This is a genomic window from Hymenobacter gummosus (assembly GCF_003970915.1).
Classification (GTDB): domain Bacteria; phylum Bacteroidota; class Bacteroidia; order Cytophagales; family Hymenobacteraceae; genus Solirubrum; species Solirubrum gummosum.
Genome location: NZ_RXOF01000004.1, coordinates 419,636 through 437,148 on the forward strand (window position 1 = coordinate 419,636; position 17,513 = coordinate 437,148).

The window sequence follows — 17,513 nt, forward strand, 5'->3', positions numbered from 1 at the left end:
TAGCCCACCATTTGCTAAGTCCGTATCAGCTTTTACCCAAAGCACCTGACTCAGACTTAGACACATGAACTTCAACAACTTCACCATCAAGGCCCAGGAGGCCGTGCAGAAGGCCACCGAAATTGCCGGCGGCCAGCAGCAGCAGGCCATCGAGACGGGCCACCTCCTGAAAGGCATCTTCCAGGTGGATGAAAACGTGACCGGATTTCTGGCCAAGAAGCTCGGCGTCAACCTCAATATCCTCACCCCGCGCCTGGATGCCATCGTGAACGGCTATCCGAAGGTAAGCGGCGGCTCGCCCTACCTCGCCAACGAAGCCGCCGCCGCCCTGCAGCGCGCCAACGGCTTCCTCAAGGAGTTCGACGACGAATACGTATCCGTGGAGCACCTGCTGCTGGGCATCCTCACCGGCCGCGACAGCGTGGCTACGCTGCTCAAGGACACCGGCTTCAATGAGAAGGACCTCAAAGCCGCCATCAAGGAGCTGCGCGGGGGCCGCAAGGTCACCTCGCAGTCGGCCGAGGACCAGTACCAGAGCCTCAGCCGCTACGCCCGCAACCTCAACGAGCAGGTGCGCTCGGGCAAGATGGACCCGGTGATTGGCCGCGACGAGGAAATCCGCCGCGTGCTGCAAATCCTCTCGCGCCGCACCAAGAACAACCCCGTGCTGCTCGGCGAGCCGGGCGTGGGCAAAACCGCCATCGTGGAGGGCCTGGCCCAGCGCATCGTGGCCGGCGACGTGCCCGAGAACCTGAAGGACAAGACCATCATGTCGCTCGACATGGGCCTACTCATCGCCGGCGCCAAGTACAAGGGCGAGTTCGAGGAGCGCCTCAAGTCCGTCATCAAGGAAGTCACCGACGCCGAGGGCCAGATCATCCTGTTCATCGACGAGATGCACACGCTGATTGGCGCGGGCGCCGGCGGCGAGGGCGCCATGGACGCGGCCAACCTGCTCAAGCCCGCCCTGGCCCGCGGGGAGCTGCACGCCATCGGCGCCACCACGCTCAAGGAGTACCAGAAGTACATCGAGAAGGACAAGGCCCTGGAGCGCCGCTTCCAGGCCGTGACGGTGGACGAGCCCACGGTGGAGGACGCCATCAGCATCATGCGCGGCATCAAGGAGAAGTACGAGCTGCACCACGGCGTGCGGATTACGGACGACGCCGTCATTGCCGCCGTGGAGCTGTCGAGCCGCTACATCACCGACCGTTTCCTGCCCGACAAGGCCATCGACCTGATGGACGAAGCCGCCGCCAAGTTGCGCATTGAGCTGAACTCCATGCCCGTGGAGCTGGACGAAGTGCAGCGCCGCATCATGCAGCTGGAAATTGAGCGCGAGGCCATCCGCCGCGAGGACAACAAGGACCGCGAAGCCGTGCTCAACAAGGAGCTGGCCGAGCTGGGCGACAAGCGCGACTCTTTGAAAGCCCGCTGGGAATCGGAGAAATCCGTGCTGACGGGCATCCAGGAGCAGAAAGAGGCCATCGAGCGGTTTAAGACCGAAGCCGAGCAGGCCGAGCGCCAGGGTGACTACGGCCGCGTGGCCGAGCTGCGCTACGGCAAAATCCAGGAAGCCGAAGCCAGGCTCAAGGAGCTGCAGAACCAGGCCAACCAGAACAAGGACGGCGGCTCCATGCTGCAGGAAGTGGTAACCTCCGAGGACATTGCCGAGGTGGTGGCCAAGTGGACCGGCATCCCGGTCAGCAAGATGCTGCAGTCGGACCGCGAGAAGCTGCTGAATCTGGAAGCTGAGCTGGGCAAGCGCGTAGCCGGGCAGTCGGAAGCCATTGCGGCCATTTCGGACGCCGTGCGCCGCTCCCGCGCCGGCTTGCAGGACCCCAAGCGGCCCATCGGCTCGTTTATCTTCCTGGGCACCACCGGCGTGGGTAAAACCGAGCTGGCCAAGGCCCTGGCCGAGTACCTGTTCAACGACGAAAACGCGATGGTGCGCATCGACATGTCGGAGTACCAGGAGCGCCACGCCGTGTCGCGCCTGATCGGGGCGCCTCCCGGCTACGTGGGCTACGACGAAGGCGGGCAGCTGACCGAGGCCGTGCGCCGCAAGCCCTACTCGGTGATTCTGCTCGACGAAATCGAGAAGGCCCACCCGGACGTGTTCAACATCCTGCTGCAGGTGCTCGACGACGGCCGCCTCACCGACAACAAGGGCCGGGTGGCGAACTTCAAGAACACCATCATCATCATGACCTCCAACACCGGGGCCGACCTCATTCAGAAGAACTTCAAGGAGCTGAACGAGTACAACCACGAGGAGGTCATCGACCGCACCCGCGAGGAAGTCATCGAGCGGCTGAAGCAGCACATGCGCCCCGAGTTCCTGAACCGCATCGACGAAATCGTGATGTTCCAGCCGCTCAAGCGCAAGGAAATCCGCAAAATCGTGGATATCCAGTTCCGGCAGATTCAGCAGCGCCTGGAAGGAGCCGGCATCCGCCTGGAAGCCACCGACGCGGTGCTGGACTTCCTCGGCGAGCAGGGCTTCGACCCGACTTTCGGCGCGCGGCCCCTCAAGCGCGTGCTGCAACGGCTGATCCTGAACGAGCTGTCGAAGGAAATCCTCTCCGGCCGCGTCTCGAAGGACGCCGTGGTGGAAGCCGAGCTGGAAGACGGGCAGATTCGCTTCGTGAACGTAGAGCTGCCAACCGTGGAGTAACACGTTCGTCAATAAGTAAAACGCCCCGCCGGCACAGTGTCGGCGGGGCTTTTATATATCAAACCCTTATCTTGACCTCATGAGATTAATTTTCAGCTACATAGCGTCATTACTTCCGCTTGTATGGCTTCACCTAATGCCTGGAGTGGTGAAGGCCCAACCGGGACTGCCTATTCATACTATAAAAATCAAGGACAAACACGTACGCAAAGGGGCCGGTAACACGGATAAGGAAATATTTAACAGTGTGACGCTAGAAAATAAAGCAGACAATGCTTATGTCATAAAAATAGGGTATGGAGATATGGGCGTGGCTTTCTCATATGGCTACGTTCTTAAAGACAGCTTACCTGACGGTATCTACCAACTAGTCATTAATGGCACGATTGAATCAGAAACACCTTTCATTAACGGCAAAAAAGAGGGAGTAATAAAGGAATATAACCACGGAATCCTCAAAGCCGAAATAGCTTTTAAGCAAGGCATTAAAACCGGATATAGTCGTTATTACAAGAAAGAAACAAGTCCTTTTACAATTCTTGTGTACACATACAATGGCTTAGACTATCTTAACACTACCTTAGATTCTAATAATCAAGTTGTAGCCAGAGTTTACTCCGTTAATGGCCTTATTTTTCGCAGGGAAGTAAAAAGGATTCCTGAATACAAAAAGGAGATTTACACCGATAAGGCATTCGGACTGGAGGACACTTGGGTGAATGTATCAGGTATGCCCGGCCGTTACCTGAGCAAAAATGATGTAGAAGCCCAGGGCGGTATACGAAACGGCCTGTACGAACTGGTTACACCTTATGGGAAGTATCAATTGTTTTTCGAGCTTGATACTATCAAGTGGTGGAAATGGCTGGATAAAGAGGGGAAGCTGGTAATAGAAGTTCACGCGGAACCGGGTCAGCGTTTGTGAGGGGCACTTCCAAAAAGCTTTAGCTGGCTCAGCAAGTTAGCCCAGGCGCCCGTACACCCTTTCCATCCGCGTGATATGCGCCAGCACCGGCGCGGCCCACGCCGGTAAATCGGCTACCGCCGTCGGCACTTGACCGGGCACGAACTCCAACACTTCCCGCGGCAACGCGGTATTGTCGTACAGTTGCAGCCGATCGAAGGCGCGGTAATGGAGTTTCAGCAGGGAAAGACTGTTGGCGTAGCGCTGGGCAACGAGGGCGGCCGGAATGTCGTGGCCGCCTTCGCGCACGCGCTGGGCTACCCGCTCCCGGCACAGCGCCACCGATTCGAGGCAGACGAAACGCAATTCTACCCGGTAGCCCGCCTGCCGCAGCGACTGAAACAGGCTGTAATCCCGCTCCGTGGCGGCATTGGTTTCGATAACGAACGAAGTGCATTGCGCCACCCATTCTTCCTGCTGCTGACGTAGCGTGGCCTCAATGGTCAGCGCATCAACACCCTGCTGATACAGCGCGTCGCCGTTCAGGCGCGGCACGTCGGCGGCTTCGTACCAATAGATGGACGTTTTGCCGACGCCGTTGGGCCCGGCCAGCACGTACACTGTCGGCACCGTTGCGCTCATGCGGCTACTCCGCCAGGATTTCCACGCGGCCGGTGGCGGGCCATTCGCGCACCAGGCGCCCTTGCTGGTCACGGTACGTCAGCGAGGAATTAGCGGCTTTGGCGCGGTTGGCTACGCTGGCCCGGAACCCGCGCTGAAACTCCGGCGTAGCTACCCGCTCGGCCAGATTGGCGAGGTTATCGAGTTGTTGAGCAACGTTGGCAGCGGTATCCATAGGTGAGAGTCCGACTTCGATGAGCTTAAAGCTAACGCCAAAAGCCGCCAATAGGTGCTCCTACTTGCAACTCAACCGTTCCGGCAGAGTCAGCAGCGGCTGGAAGCAGCCGGCATCCGCCTGGAAGCCACCGACGCGGTGCTGGACTTCCTCGGCGAGCAGGACTTCGACCCGACTTTCGGCGCGCGGCCCCTCAAGCGCGTGCTGCAGCGGCTGATCCTGAACGAGCTGTCGAAGGAAATCCTCTCCGGCCGCGTCTCGAAGGACGCCGTGGTGGAAGCCGAGCTGGAAGACGGGCAGATTCGCTTCGTGAACGTGGAGCTGCCGACGGTGGAATAGGCAGTTTCTGTCAGATGCAAACCCGCTCCGCTGGCTGTGTGCCGGCGGGGCGGGTTTTATGGCATCGACTGCAGAAACTGCTGCAACGTCACAGTTCGGACTCTCGGAAACTCGATTTGCTGCAGCACCTCGAAATGCCGGTCGTTGGTTACCAGCACATCTGCGCCGGCGGCAATAGCGACGTCTACGAACTTGTTGTCGTCGGGGTCGGCTTCGATGAGCTGCCAGTTGTAGTAGGCTTCCCGAAAGTGCGTATTGGGAGCGGTCAGTAGAATCTCCACCACACGTTTGGCGGTATCGACCGCGTAATGGCTGGTTAGTACTTCCTCGTACTCGGTTACTATCTCATTGCTGAGTACCCACCCAAATGCTTCGCTGGCGAAAAGCTGGTATAAGCGGTGGTAGGGACTCCGGCGGTTAAGCGACGCGAGCAGGCAATTGGTGTCGACAACGGCCCGAAGCATCAGGAAGGGGCATTGAGCATCCGCTCGTAGTCCTCGGTCGTGTAGCCGCGTTCCGCATCAATGCGCTCCACTTCATCCAACATCTTCTGCGACATATGCGCTACCAGCACCCGCCGCAGCTCCAGCACTTCTTCATCACTCATGCCGCGCTCGAACAAGCGCAGCAAACTGATTTGCAATTCGTTTAGCTTGGTGGGCTGATTGGAAGAAGAAACCATAACGGTAGGAATGCTGGTGCTATGGCAAGATAACGCCGGTCATCCGGAAAAAGGTTTTCAATCCGAGCCGACGTTCAGTTCCGCCAGCTTCAGCAGCGGCAGGCAGAAGCCGGCAGCCGCCTGGAAGCCACCGCCGCGGTGCTAAGCTTCCTTGGTAGGCAGTATTTCTGCCCAATTTCTCCTTGTTAGCCCGCTACCCCCGCGCCGCCGCTTTTTCCAGCCGCTCGTTCAGGGCCAGGCCCAGGCCGGTATTGGGCAGGCGCTCGGCCAGCAGCAGCTGCAGGCCCAGGGCGTCGAGGCGGTGCAGGGCGGCGTAGAGGGCGTGGGCGGCTTCGGCCAGGTCGCCGCGGCCGGGGCTGAGCACCACTTGCCGCGCCAAGGGCAGGCCCGGCAGCGGCATGTGCAGGGTGAGGGCGCCGGTGGTGGCGGGGTCGAAGGCGGGCAGCGCGGCCAGGCCGGGGCCGAACAGCTGCAGCGGGGTGTGGGGCGAATAGTGGTAGGGCAAGAGGCCGGGACTGGCGGACCGTTGCGTTTTTTCGGCGGCGGTGCGCAGGCGCGCGGCGGGCACCACGGCCCGCAGCTGCTCCAAGGAAATGGCGCCGGGCCGGTACACTACCGGCTCGCCCGCGGGCCCGAAGCCCACCACCGTGCTTTCGATGCCGGCCTGGCAGGGGCCGCCGTCGAGGATGTAGGGAATGCGGCCGCCGAGCTGGCGCAGCACGTGCCCGGGCAGGGTGGGGCTGATGTAGCCGAACGGGTTGGCCGAGGGGGCGGCCAGCGGGAAGTCGAGGCGGGTCAGCAGCTCGCGCACCAGCGGGTGGGCCGGGATGCGCACGGCCACGTCGGGCAGGCCGGCCGTGACGGTATCGGGCACCACGGCGGGCTCGCGCGGCAGCAGCAGGGTGAGCGGCCCGGGGCTGAAGGCGGCCAGCAGCGCGTGGGCGGCGGCGGGCACGGCGTCGGGGCGCACGTAGCCGCTCAGGTGCGCGGCGCTGGCAACGTGCAGAATCAGCGGGTTGCTCAGCGGCCGGCCTTTCACCGCGAAGATGCGGCGCAGGCTGTCTTCGCGCAGGCCGTGCCCGGCCAGGCCGTACACCGTTTCGGTCGGAATGGCCACCAGCTCGCCGGCCCGGAGCAGGGCGGCGGCGTGGTCGAGGTCGGTACCCAGCAGCGTATCCATAAGGCAAGTAAACCGGCGCCGGTAGGTCGGGGCGGCCGGCAAAGGTACGGGCCCGGCCGTAACCCGGCCATAACCCGGCCACGCCCCCGCTGGCCCCCGGCCCGGCCGGGGGCCGCGCTGCCCCGCCTCGGCATCCGGGCGGGGGCCAGCCGGCTGCGTCCCGGCGGCAGGTGTGCCGCGGCTGGCACAAGCCGGCATCCGCCGGGGAAGCCACCGCCGCGGTGCTCGGCTTCCCCGGCAGGCAGGGCTTAGCCCCGGCCTTCGGCACCCGCCCGCTCAAGCGCGTGCGGCAGCGGCTGAGACTGAACGAGCTGTCGAAGAAAATCCTCGCCGGCCGCGTCAGCAGGGATGCCGCGGGGGAGGCCGGGCTGGCAGGTGGCAACATCCGCTTCGGTAGCGCGGAGCTGCCCACGGTGGAGTAAGGCGGCCGAATCAATGGGAACGGCCCCGCTGGCTACCTGCCGGCGGGGCCGTTTTATGTTAGCGGCTAGCTGCACCAGCCACCGGTTAGGGCACAAAATGCCGGGCTTTGAGCTGCCGCCGGATGCGGCGCGGCAGCGGCTCCCCGTTTTCGTAGCGCTGAATCAGCCGGGCCTCGTGCCGGGCGCCATAGCCCCCGGATATGTATCCGCCGACTCCAATGGGGACGGAGGCCGCTATCAGACTCAGGCCGATATACATTCCGGGGGTATCAAGGTAATAACCGCTGTATTTGTTGCGCTCCGCCACGATACCGCCCGCGGCCAGGCAAGCGGCCGTTCCGCCGCCCCAAATGGCCAGCCCCCAACCGCGCCGGCGGGCATACAGGTGCCGGATGGCCCGGATGGTATCCGCGTCGGCCAGCCGCGGCGGCCGGGGCAGAGCGGTGCTGGGCGTGTCGGCGGGCACTGACTGGGCACTGCTGCCATGGGCAGCGGCCAGCAGCAGGATGATAAAGCACAGGTAACGCATCGGGCGCAGGTAGCAAGGATGCGGTGAAAGTAAGCTTCAGCCGCGTCCGTTCCACCAATTGCGCTTGCCGGCTAATGCCCGATCCAACGCGCTGATTGTGCCGCCGGGCTTCTGTACAGGCCGGCTTTTGTACCTAGGCACCGCGTACTGAAAAAGTCAGAAAGCAGTCCATATTGGGTCCGCTACTGCGGTGGTCCCATAAGTTTCCCTTGGTAGCAACTACCAGTGGCGGGCAGTATTTCAACGCTGCCGTGCTCAGCAACACCTCCGGCTGCCTTCTACCCTGCCAGCGTGTACGCGCTGCACGTAGCCCCATTGATACAGCCCAGCATCCTCCGCTTGGTGCGGCAGTGGCGCCTGTTGCGGCTGACTTGCGCCGGCGGGGCGGTTGGCTACTGCCCGCTCTGCTGGCCGCCAGACTCACCGGCCCTTAGGCTGGCACTTACCCCCGGGTCACCTGCAGGACATGGCCGCGGCGGCGACCGGCGCGTATAGCATCTCACTGAAACGCCGCCCATTAACCCCTCAGCCTATGCCGCCCCTATACACCGCCCTGCCCCGCCTGCTGCGCCTGCTCATCCTGCTGCTGCCCTTACTCGCCTTGCTGCCCGGTTGCGACAACGACGACGATAAACCCGTGCCGCCGCCCAACCCCGAGCGCATCACCGTGCCCCAGGCCGCTCTGCACCCCGAGGGCATTCAGTGGGACGAAAACAACCGGCGCTTCCTCGTCAGCTCGCGCACCCGGGGCCGCATCGGCACGGTGACGGACGACAGCGTGTACACCCAGCTGGCCGACGACCCGCGGTTGATTTCGACCATCGGGCTAAACCTCGACGCGGGCCGCAACCGCCTGCTGGCCGCCGTGTCGGATGCCGGGGTGAATCCCAGCCGCACCTCGGCCACCACGCTGCGTAAGCTGGCGGCCGTGGCCATCTTCAACGCCACCAGCGGCGCGCTGACGTCCTTTGTGGACCTGGGCGGGCTGCGGCCCGTTTACCCCCAGCACTTCGCCAACGACATTGCCGTGGACGCGCAGGGCAATGCCTACGTTACCGACTCCTTCGCGCCCGTCATCTACAAAATCGATTTACAGGGTACGGCCTCGGTATTCCTGGAAAACGCCCAGCTCAGCGGCGGCACTGCTTTCGGCCTGAACGGCATCGTGTACCACCCCGACGGCTACCTGCTGGTGGCCAAAGCCAACGACGGCGCCCTGTTCAAAGTCCCCATCAGCAACCCCACGGGCTTTACCCGCGTGACGACTGCCCAGAACCTGACCGGGGCCGACGGCCTGCTGCTATTCGATAATCAGACGCTGCTGGTGGTGGCTGGCAGCCAGGGCACCGTGTACCGCCTCAGCAGCACCGACGCCTGGACCAACGCCGCCGCGGCCGGCAGCTTCGCCACGGGTGCCGTCAGTCCTACCACCCTCACGCGCCGCGCTAGCCTCAGCGGCGGCGCGGCCGATGCCTACGTGCTTTACCCTTATCAGGCCACCTCGCCGCGGTTTGCCATTGTAAAGGCGCGCTTCTAGCCTCTACGCCAGCCCCGGGTGCCTGCGGGCGGCGCCTCACCGGCCGTCGGCCCGGAAGTGCTCGGGGCGGAGGTGGCGGCGCACGTAAGTGGGCAGCGGTTCGCCCTGCAGGTAGGCGGCTACTACTTCGTCGCGGTGCTTGCGGCTGAAGCGCAACATGCGGGGCAGGCTTACCCCGGCGCCGATGGCGCCGGTCAGCAGGCCGGCGCCGACGAGCCCCTGCTTCACGCCGCCGCTACCGAGCGAAATAGGCAGCAGGGCCGCTATGCCCACGCCGCTGAGCACGCCCAGGCTGCGCGCCAGCAAGGCGGTGGCCGCGCCGTCGCGCTTGTCGAACAGCCGCCGCACGGCGTAGGCCGTGTCTTCGAGGGTATAGCTGCGAGTCGGCGCGGGTGCCAGCAGCGGCCGGCGCAGCTGGGCGCGGGCCGGGTGGCGGCCTAGTGCCAGGCTCAGCAGCAGGGCCATACTCAACACAACTGGCCACCCGCGACGCGGAATCAATCGGGGCATAGCAATCAGGCTTTCCCCCAGGAGCCGCCCCGGCCGGCCAAGGTTGACTCCGGGCGGGAAAAATCGGCTGGCCGGCTTAGCGCGCCGGGGCGAACAGCTCGGCCCGCAGGCGGCGGCGGATGTTGGCGGGCAGGGGCTTGCCGGCCTGGTACTGCTTGATGATGGCGTTTTCGCGCTTGTGGCCGAAGCGCACCAGCTTGCCGATGCCCACGGCCAGAAACGGCGCCGATATGGCCACCGAGGCGGGGGGCTCCAGCGAAAAGGGCCCCGCCAGCACGCCCGTCGCCAGCACTAGCCCGCCCACGCTGGTGTAGGCCGTGCCGCCGTTGCGGCGCCGACGAAACAGGTTGCGCACGGCCTGGGCCGAGTCGGTGGCCGGGTTGAGCAGGGTGGGGTCGGGCGCGGGCTGGGGCACGGCGGGCAGCACGGGCGTATCCTGGGCGTAGCCAACTGCCGCCGGCAACAGCAGGGCCGCCATCAGCAGGAGCTTGCGCGGGGAAATGACCATAGAATGGAGCGGGTTAGCGGCGCAAGATAAGCGCAGTGGCAGTAGGTACGCCGAAGCGCCGCCGCGCGTTTTGGCGGGCCGGGCTAGCTTTGCGGCATGTCCGTGTTTCAGACCTACCTCCAGCTCGGCTTTTTCCACATCTTCAACTTGCGGGCCTACGACCACCTCGTGTTCCTGCTGGCGTTGTGCGCCCCCTACGTGCTCAGCGACTGGCGCCGGGTGTTGGCCCTGGTCACCAGCTTCACCCTCGGCCACTCGCTCACGCTGGCCCTGGCCACGCTGGGCATCCTCGCGTTGCCCACGGCCCTCATCGAGGCCCTGATTCCCGTCACCATCCTGCTGACCTGCGCCCTGAACCTGCGGCAGGCGGGCCGCGCCGGCCTGAGCCGCCCCCAGCGTCGCCGCCCCGAATCGGTACTCTGGACGCTGCCCAATGCCCTGGCCGCCGGCTTCGGGCTGATTCACGGGCTGGGCTTCTCCAACTACCTGCGCGAGCTGCTGGGCCAGCAAAGCCGCCCGGTGCTGGAGCTGCTGGCCTTCAACGTGGGCGTAGAAATCGGGCAGCTGCTCATCGTGGGGCTGATTCTGCTGCTGGGCCTGCTGGTGCTGCGCGGGCTGGGCGCCGCCCGCCGCGACTGGGAGCTGGTCGTCAGCGGGGCCGCCGCGGGCATTGCGCTGGTGCTGCTGCTGAATCAGCTGACGGGCGCGTAGGAATGCAAAAAGCCCGGTCCAACCTGAGTTGGGCCGGGCTTTTTTGCTAGCGCCGCTGGGGGCTAAAGCAAGTTACTCCACCATAAACTGCCGGGTAGCGGTGCCGGCCGCGGTGCTCACGCGCACCAGGTACATGCCCGCCTGCAGGCTCTGCAGGGGCAGCTGCACGCGGCCGTTGCCGGCTACCGTGGGCGTAAAGCTGCGGACCCGCTGGCCCAGAGCACTAAGAATTTCCACCGTAGCGCGGCCCGAGCCGCCGGGTAGCTCCAGCGTCAGCTCTTCGCGGGCGGGGTTGGGGTACACGGCCAGGGGCAGCTCCTCGCGGGCCGCTTTCTTGGCCGTCACGCGGGCATTAGTGCGCAGGCTGTAGGTGAAGTTATTGCGGTTGATGGTGAGCAAATCCAGGGTGCCGTCGTTGTTGAGGTCCCCCACCGCCATATCCACCGGAATCAGGTCGACGGGTACGGGGCTACCCGCCGTGAAGGCGGCCTGCCCGCCGTTGAGCAGCACGTTGACCACGTCGGCGGGGAAGGGCGCCGCGCCGGTGCGGCCGTTGTTGGCCACCAGCAGGTCCAGGTCGGCGTCACCGTCTACGTCGGCGGCCTGCAGCTTCATGGGCGTGCGGCCGCTGGTCAGGGCCTGCGTGCTGGCCGCCGCGAAGCCGCCGCGGCCGTTGCCCAGACTCACGCTCACGCTGTTGGCGCTGGTGCTGGCCGTGGCCACGTCCAGATTACCGTCGTTGTTCAAATCGGCCAGAATCACGCTGCCCGGGTTTGCGCCTACGCTCAGCGCCGCGGCTGCGGACACCGTAAAGCCGCCGGCCCCGTCGCCGAAGTAGGCCTGCACCGTGCTCTGGGTGAAGTCGGCCAGCACGAAATCCATCTTGCCGTCGTTATCGATGTCGCCCGTCGCCATTACTTTACTGGTGGTGCCCATGGGCAAATCGGGGAGGGCCGTGAACTGGCCCGTGCCGTTGCCCAGCCGCACGCTCACGGTGCGAGGGTCGAGGGAAAAGGTCGGCGGGCCGTTGAAGGTCAGAATATCCAGGTTGCCGTCGCCATTTACGTCGACCACGGCCATGCTCTGGATAATGCTGGGCAGCGTCAGGGCCACGGGCGTACCAAATGCCCCCTGCCCGTCGCCGAGGGCCACGTGCACGTAGCGGGTCACGCCGCCGTTGTTGCTCACCACCAAATCCAGCTTGTTGTCGTTGTTGACGTCGGCGGTAATGATCTGGCCTGGAATGGTGCCGAAATTGTAGTTGGTAGAAGCGCCGAAGCCCCCCTGCCCGTTGCCCAGGCGCACGTCCAGGTTGTTGCCGAGGCCGTCGCCGAGCACCAGGTCCAGGTTGCCGTCGCCGTTGAGGTCAGCCACCTGCACGGCGCTCGGGGCCCCGGCGTTGTTGCCGATGGCCGTATTGGTCGTGCCGCTGAAAGTGGCCGTAGCCGGCGCACTAGCGGCGCGGAACTGGTACACGTAGGGCGTGGCCGCGGCTCCGGCGGTACCTTGCACTGTGGCCGGCACCGTCACGCTCACCTGCTCACCGGGCATAAAGGCCTGCTGGGGCTGAAACGTCAGCGCGCTGCTGCCGCCCCCGCTCAGTGTGCCTGTGCGCAGGCCCTGCCGCATCGAGCCGAACACGCGCACGTTGCCGGCGGAGGCGGCGCTGACGGCCTGGCTGAAGGTGAGGCCCACGCTGCCCGCAGCCGGCACGGCCACCGCGTTGCGGGCGGGCGACGAGCTAACGAGGGTGGGCCCTTGGGCGGTGGCCGTGCCGCTCAGCAGCGTGGCCAGGATGGTGGGGGCCAAGGGCAGCAGCCTAGGGCGGGAGGGTATCAGTTGCTTCATATTGTAGATGAAAAAATACAGTTCGGGCTAAATATAAGTACAAGGACCTGATAGGCTAAGCATTTCCCGCGCAGGGCATTGCCAATTTGTGTATATCCTTCTGGCAATCAATTAGCTGACTCTCAACCCAGAATACTTTGCGCGGTTAAACCGGATAATTGCGCCGCCCCGCGCAACCCTGGTGCGTTGCCGGTGCGCTCCGCCGGACGGTGGTGCAGCAATCGGTTGAGTGCTATTCGTCACGGCGGTCTGGGTGCCGGGACAACTGACGCTGCGCGTGGCCGGAGCCGCCCGCCGTCACCGGGAACTGGTCGTTGGAGGGCTTTGAATCGGCAATGCTAGCGGTTTTAGCGGCGCGTGGAGGTCAACTACCAGCGCCGTACGTAGCTCACGGCGGGCAAAATCGGGAAGAGGGCCAGCTGATAGAGGTGCCAGCGGCCGGCCCGGTCGTTGTCGAAGTACAGGTAATAGGGATTCTGGCGGCTGTAAGCGTTGTAGAGCCCCACTTGCCACACCCGCTCGCCGTGGCGCACGCGGCGCGGGAAGGTGGCGCCCACGTCGAGGCGGTGGTAGGCGCGCATGCGGAAGCCGTTGCGCGGACCGTACAGCTCGGCGCGGGCGGGCTGGAAGCGGCTGCCGGGGTCGGCGGGGGGCAGGTCGGGGTTGGTGGTGCCGGGCTGCGGGGCCGTGTACTGGGCCAGAGCCAGGGTGAGGGCGTTGCCGGTGCTGTACTGCCAGGTGGCCGTCAGCTGCACGCGCTTCTTCAGCTCCCGCATCAGCACCACCGAGGCGGCGTGGCGCTGGTCGTACTTGAAGGGAAACCAGCCCCCGGCGTTCAGACCCTGAAAACGCCGCTCGTTGCGGCTGAGCGTGTAGCCCACCCAGCCGGTGGTGCGGCCCTGCTTTTTGCGGGCCAGCAGCTCCAGCCCCGCCACGCGCCCCTGCCCGCCCAGCTCCAGGCGCTCGGCCCAGCGCAGGGTGCTGTGGTAGAAGGTGGCGCCCTCGCGGAAGTCGATGAGCCCGCGCAGCTGCTTGCCGAACAGCTCGGCGCCCAGCTCCAGGCCGGCCGGGCCGGGCACGGCCCAGGTGGCGCCGGCCGTGGCCTGCACCGCGCGCTGGGGCGGCACCTCGGCGGTGGCCGGTACCCACAGGTCCAGGGGCAGGCCGGCGCCGTTGTTGGTGAGCAGGTGCACAAACTGGCGCATGGTGGCCACCGAGGCGGTCAGGCGCAGGTGGTCGCGCAGGGCGTACACCACCGACAGGCGCGGCTGCGCCGACAGCCAGTGGCGGCCCGCCGGGGCGTAGCGCACCAGGTGCAGGCCGCCGTTGAGGGTGAGGCGCGGGCTGGGCTGCCAGGTGTCTTCGGCGTACAGCATCAGCTCGGTGGCCCGCACCCGGGGCGCCCCGAAGGTGCTGTCGACGGCGGGCTCGGCCTGCCCGGCTTCCTGCACGAAGTAGTGGTTGAGGCCCGGCCGGAAGTCGTGGAGGGTGAGGCCGGCCCCCAAGCGCAGGGCGTGGGCGGGGTGGGCGGCGTAGGTGGCATCGGCCCGCAGCAGCCCGTCGGTAATGCCGGCGCGGAAGCTGGCCTCGGCGTCGGTGCGCTGGCTGCGGCTGCCCGTGTACACGGTGGTGCGCGAGGTCTGGCCGTTGCGGTAGAAGAAGCTGCTGACGCCGGCCGTAAAGGTGGCGCCCAGCCGGGCCGACAGCTCGTGCTGCCAGCGCAGGGCGGCCAGGCGGCTGCCGTAGCGCAGGTCGCTGCCGCCGCTGCTGAGCGTGCGCCCGCCGCCGCTGCCGATGGCCCGGGTTTCCTGCTCCTTGTCTTTGATGAACAGCCGGTCGGCGCCGGTGAAGGCCAGCAGGCTCAGCTGCTGGCGCGGGCTCAGGCGCTCGGTGAGCTTGAGGGTGGCGTCGTGGAAGGCGTAGCCGGCGGTGCTGCGGCCCTCGGCGCTGCGGAAGCTCAGGGGGCGCGAGAGCAGGTCGAGGTTGCCGCGCCGCACCGTGAGCAGGGCGGTGCTGCGGCCGGGGCGCAGGGGGCCGTGCAGGGCCAGGCGGGTGGCCAGCACCCCCAGGGCGGCTTCGCCGTGCCACTGGCGGGCGTCGCCCTCGCGCAGCTTCACGTCGAGCACCGAGGACAGGCGCCCCCCGTAGCGGGCCGGAAAGCCCCCTTTCACCAGCTGCACGCTTTCCACGGCGTTGGCATCGAGCGTGGAGAGGAAGCCGCCCAGGTGGGTGACGGAGTACACGGGCACCGCATCGAGCAGCACCAGCGTCTGGTCGGGGGAGCCGCCGCGCACGTACAGGGCGCTGCGGCCCTCGGCGCCGCCCTGCACGCCGGGCAGCAGCTGCAGGGGGCGCAGCACGTCGGTTTCGCCCAGCAGCGGAGGCATGCGCTTCAGCTCGGCCCGGCTCAGGCGCAGGGTGCTCAGGCCGGGCGTGGTGCCGGCTTCTTCGGGCCGCTGCCCGCGCACCTGCACTTCGCCCAGCGTGGCCGTGGCGGCCGGCAGACGGAAATCCAGCCAACTGGCGCGGCGCGCGGCCAGCGTGGCCGTTTGGGGGGCATAGCCCAGCAGGGTAGCCGTGAGGCGCACCGAGTCGGCGGCGGGCAGGGTGAGCGAGTAGCGCCCGGCCGCGTCGGTGGTGGCGCCGCGGCCCGAGCCGGGCAGCACCACGGCGGCCCCGGGCAGGGCCTCGCCGGTGCGGGCGTCCACCACGTGGCCGCGCACCGTGATGGTGGCGGGGGCCTGGGCCCGGGCGGCCGGGGCGGCCAGCAGGGCAGTGGCGAGCAGCAGGTACTTGCTCATCGGCGCCAGGGCAGCGGGACGGTGCGCTCGTGGAAGCAGGCCAGCACGCCGTAGCCGCCCCGCACGTTGGAGTAGAGCGGAATCGGCTCGCCCTGCCACACCACCTGCAGCCGGTCGCTGGGCAAGGTGGTCTGGTTGTAGGCGTGGCGCGTCCACGTCTTGCGGTAGCGGTAGTATGAGCGGCTCGTCGTGCGTACCAGAATTAGGGCATTGTCGGGAGTTGGCGGTGGAAAGTAGGTATTGCCGTTGAATCCCCGCAATTGCAGTTCAGCGGTACGGTCGGCAAACAGCCGATCAGAGAAAAACAGCGTCGTTGGCTTGAACGCCTCATCGGCTTCGGCCAACAGCACCGGGTCTTGCGCGGTTAAATCCAGTCCGGCATACATGTTCCTAGGAGAATTGAGCACCTCGTAAAAACTCCGACCAGGCAAGTCAGGCAACGTCAGGTACACGGTCATATAGATGGTGCCGTCTTCGCGACTGATGCCCGTGGGCCAGCGGAAGTAGGCGCTGGTGGCCGGGTCGGGCGGGGCGGGCACCGTGTCGGTGGCCTCGGCCGCGGGAAAGCCCGGGGCCAGGGCCCGCAGGCGCACCACCTGCCCGGCCTGCAGCTTGAGCGCGGTGTCGGCCGCGTAGCGCCCGTTGCGCACGTGGGGGAGCACGGCGGCCAACTGGTCGTCCAAGTACAGCTCCACGCGCGCGTCGGCCACGTGGCGGCGGGCGCTGTCGGCCAGGGCCGTCACCCGGCCCACGTAGGCCTCCACCGGCCTGCCGGCCTGCCCGAAGCAGCCCAGCACCAGCCGTTTTGGCGGGGCCGGCAAATCCGAATCAATTTCTTGGATACACCCGCAGGTGCATCCAAGAAATATCGACGTAAGCAAAGAGTAGGTAACGGTGCGTTGCAAAGCAGTTATTTAGTGATGGACAAATACAAACCGTTGCCACCGCGTACGCCCACTTCCCAGAAGCCCTGGGTTATCTCGTACTGATCGGCAAAGCCATAGCCGAAAGGCGCCGTGAACGTGCCGTTCAGGTCGGGGTATTCTGCCCGGCGCGCGTTGGAGCAGTAGGACACGTCGTTTTCGTGGAAGTTGTCGGTGAGCGTGTAGCTGTTTACGGTTGTCTGGTTGGTGTTCAGGTCAATCAGGGTGTAGAAGTAGTTGAGCGAGGAGTTGAAGTAGTGGATGCGCCCAGCGCAGTCGGCCGCGACCCAGTTGCCCCAGGTATTTTTCCGCTGGCATAGCACATCGTGGTAGTAATTCACTAAGTTATTGTTAGACCCAAAGCTGGGCAGATCAGAATAAAAGTATACTGACATGTAGACTCGACGACTATCGTTGGAGTAAAAAGCAGGCCAAAGACCTTTGGAAACGTTATGCCCCGAACCGGTAGCAGGCTTCAAAAGGTAAGTAATCAACGGTTCGGGCTGGTCGTTTTGTGGATTGCTCCGAATAGCGCCTAACTGCTCCAACTGTTCGTTGCGGGCGCTCTTAATCTCCAGGTCGGCGGAAGCTCTTGGGTTAAGCAATTCATTTTTCCGGCGCAGGTCCCCGGTCTTCAGCAGGTAAAAACGGTCGGCTGCATAACGATACAAACTGTCGCCTATTGCCACGATACCATCCGAATTGATGGCCCGGGCCACGGCCGGGTTGAACGTGTTCATCCAGGTGGAATGTGAACCGTCCGGCTCGCGCACGTTCAGAATGGTGCCGGCGGCTTCGTATTGCCGGTACGCCGCCGAGTGCGGCTCGGGCTGGCCCGCCAGGGCCGTTTGCTGGGCCGGCGTCAGGCTGCTGATGATACCGGCCTGCAATTGTTCATCCGCCTGCATAGCTGTGGTATAGGCCCGCTCCATTGACGTGAACTGGTGGGCACTCTCCCACTGGTCGGCCGCCCGCTCGTTTTTGCTTGCCCGCACCAGGTAGTTGCTCAGCGCCCGGCGGTTGCGAAACCGCAACACTCCGTCTTCCACTCGAACGTCGCTGTCGAGTGTTACCGGCGTGGGTGCG

At 65.3% G+C, this 17,513-nt stretch carries 17 protein-coding genes and 1 pseudogene; 6 read left to right on the forward strand and 12 right to left on the reverse strand.

Annotated features, from left to right (window positions below; all coding sequences use genetic code 11):
- Positions 1 to 64: 64 nt before the first annotated feature.
- Both clpB and EJV47_RS09850 read left to right on the forward strand, forming a co-directional pair.
- Complete coding sequence (gene clpB / locus EJV47_RS09845) at positions 65 to 2,677, forward strand: ATP-dependent chaperone ClpB (RefSeq protein ID WP_126692971.1); 2,613 nt, start codon at positions 65 to 67, stop codon at positions 2,675 to 2,677.
- A 79-nt stretch (positions 2,678 to 2,756) separates the two neighbouring features.
- Positions 2,757 to 3,602, forward strand: a complete 846-nt coding sequence (locus EJV47_RS09850) for a toxin-antitoxin system YwqK family antitoxin (RefSeq protein ID WP_126692972.1) — start codon at positions 2,757 to 2,759, stop codon at positions 3,600 to 3,602.
- Positions 3,603 to 3,638: 36 nt separating this feature from the next.
- Here the strand turns inward: EJV47_RS09850 and EJV47_RS09855 are convergent, their stop codons facing one another.
- Positions 3,639 to 4,223 (reverse strand): ATPase, encoded by a 585-nt coding sequence (locus EJV47_RS09855; protein WP_126692973.1) that lies wholly within the window; start codon positions 4,221 to 4,223, stop codon positions 3,639 to 3,641.
- Between the two features lie 4 nt (positions 4,224 to 4,227).
- On the reverse strand, positions 4,228 to 4,437 hold the full coding sequence (locus EJV47_RS09860) for a hypothetical protein (protein WP_126692974.1): 210 nt from the start codon (positions 4,435 to 4,437) through the stop codon (positions 4,228 to 4,230).
- A 78-nt stretch (positions 4,438 to 4,515) separates the two neighbouring features.
- On the opposite strand from EJV47_RS09860, the pseudogene EJV47_RS09865 reads away from it, so the two are divergent.
- Positions 4,516 to 4,776: pseudogene (locus EJV47_RS09865) on the forward strand (hypothetical protein); the annotation flags it as partial.
- Between the two features lie 56 nt (positions 4,777 to 4,832).
- On the opposite strand, the gene EJV47_RS09870 reads toward EJV47_RS09865, so the two are convergent.
- From EJV47_RS09870 to EJV47_RS09880, 3 genes are all read right to left on the reverse strand, one after another.
- On the reverse strand, positions 4,833 to 5,240 hold the full coding sequence (locus tag EJV47_RS09870; protein WP_126692975.1) for a putative toxin-antitoxin system toxin component, PIN family: 408 nt from the start codon (positions 5,238 to 5,240) through the stop codon (positions 4,833 to 4,835).
- Positions 5,240 to 5,458 (reverse strand): hypothetical protein, encoded by a 219-nt coding sequence (locus EJV47_RS09875; RefSeq protein ID WP_126692976.1) that lies wholly within the window; start codon positions 5,456 to 5,458, stop codon positions 5,240 to 5,242. Before EJV47_RS09875 ends, EJV47_RS09870 begins: the two co-directional genes overlap by 1 nt.
- A 193-nt stretch (positions 5,459 to 5,651) precedes the next feature.
- Positions 5,652 to 6,638 (reverse strand): L-threonylcarbamoyladenylate synthase, encoded by a 987-nt coding sequence (locus tag EJV47_RS09880; RefSeq protein ID WP_126692977.1) that lies wholly within the window; start codon positions 6,636 to 6,638, stop codon positions 5,652 to 5,654.
- 221 nt (positions 6,639 to 6,859) lie between these two features.
- On the opposite strand from EJV47_RS09880, the gene EJV47_RS28650 reads away from it, so the two are divergent.
- Positions 6,860 to 7,060, forward strand: coding sequence for a hypothetical protein (locus EJV47_RS28650; RefSeq protein ID WP_243651092.1), 201 nt, complete (start codon positions 6,860 to 6,862; stop codon positions 7,058 to 7,060).
- A gap of 85 nt (positions 7,061 to 7,145) precedes the next feature.
- Here the strand turns inward: EJV47_RS28650 and EJV47_RS09890 are convergent, their stop codons facing one another.
- Positions 7,146 to 7,589 carry a hypothetical protein gene (locus EJV47_RS09890; RefSeq protein WP_126692979.1) on the reverse strand — a complete coding sequence of 148 codons (444 nt, stop codon included), beginning with the start codon at positions 7,587 to 7,589 and terminating at the stop codon, positions 7,146 to 7,148.
- A gap of 532 nt (positions 7,590 to 8,121) precedes the next feature.
- Between EJV47_RS09890 and EJV47_RS09895 the strand changes: the two genes are divergently transcribed.
- A complete protein-coding gene (locus EJV47_RS09895) occupies positions 8,122 to 9,126 on the forward strand; it encodes an SMP-30/gluconolactonase/LRE family protein (RefSeq protein WP_165903682.1) in 1,005 nt (334 codons plus the stop codon).
- Positions 9,127 to 9,162: 36 nt separating this feature from the next.
- Here EJV47_RS09895 and EJV47_RS09900 read toward each other — a convergent pair whose 3' ends face one another.
- Both EJV47_RS09900 and EJV47_RS09905 read right to left on the reverse strand, forming a co-directional pair.
- Complete coding sequence (locus EJV47_RS09900; protein WP_126692981.1) at positions 9,163 to 9,591, reverse strand: hypothetical protein; 429 nt, start codon at positions 9,589 to 9,591, stop codon at positions 9,163 to 9,165.
- Positions 9,592 to 9,712: 121 nt separating this feature from the next.
- Entirely contained in the window at positions 9,713 to 10,144 is a 432-nt protein-coding gene (locus EJV47_RS09905; protein WP_126692982.1) for a hypothetical protein, read from the reverse strand.
- A gap of 96 nt (positions 10,145 to 10,240) precedes the next feature.
- Here EJV47_RS09905 and EJV47_RS09910 point away from each other — a divergent pair, with 96 nt between their 5' ends.
- A complete protein-coding gene (locus EJV47_RS09910) occupies positions 10,241 to 10,855 on the forward strand; it encodes a HupE/UreJ family protein (RefSeq protein WP_126692983.1) in 615 nt (204 codons plus the stop codon).
- Positions 10,856 to 10,927: 72 nt separating this feature from the next.
- Here EJV47_RS09910 and EJV47_RS09915 read toward each other — a convergent pair whose 3' ends face one another.
- The 4 genes from EJV47_RS09915 to EJV47_RS09930 form a co-directional block, all read right to left on the reverse strand.
- Positions 10,928 to 12,703, reverse strand: coding sequence for an FG-GAP-like repeat-containing protein (locus EJV47_RS09915; protein WP_126692984.1), 1,776 nt, complete (start codon positions 12,701 to 12,703; stop codon positions 10,928 to 10,930).
- A gap of 368 nt (positions 12,704 to 13,071) precedes the next feature.
- Complete coding sequence (locus EJV47_RS09920; RefSeq protein WP_126692985.1) at positions 13,072 to 15,504, reverse strand: TonB-dependent receptor; 2,433 nt, start codon at positions 15,502 to 15,504, stop codon at positions 13,072 to 13,074.
- Entirely contained in the window at positions 15,501 to 16,409 is a 909-nt protein-coding gene (locus EJV47_RS09925) for a DUF4249 family protein (protein WP_165903683.1), read from the reverse strand. Before EJV47_RS09925 ends, EJV47_RS09920 begins: the two co-directional genes overlap by 4 nt.
- 5 nt (positions 16,410 to 16,414) lie before the next feature.
- Positions 16,415 to 17,476 carry a hypothetical protein gene (locus EJV47_RS09930; protein WP_126692987.1) on the reverse strand — a complete coding sequence of 354 codons (1,062 nt, stop codon included), beginning with the start codon at positions 17,474 to 17,476 and terminating at the stop codon, positions 16,415 to 16,417.
- Between the last annotated feature and the right edge of the window lie 37 nt (positions 17,477 to 17,513).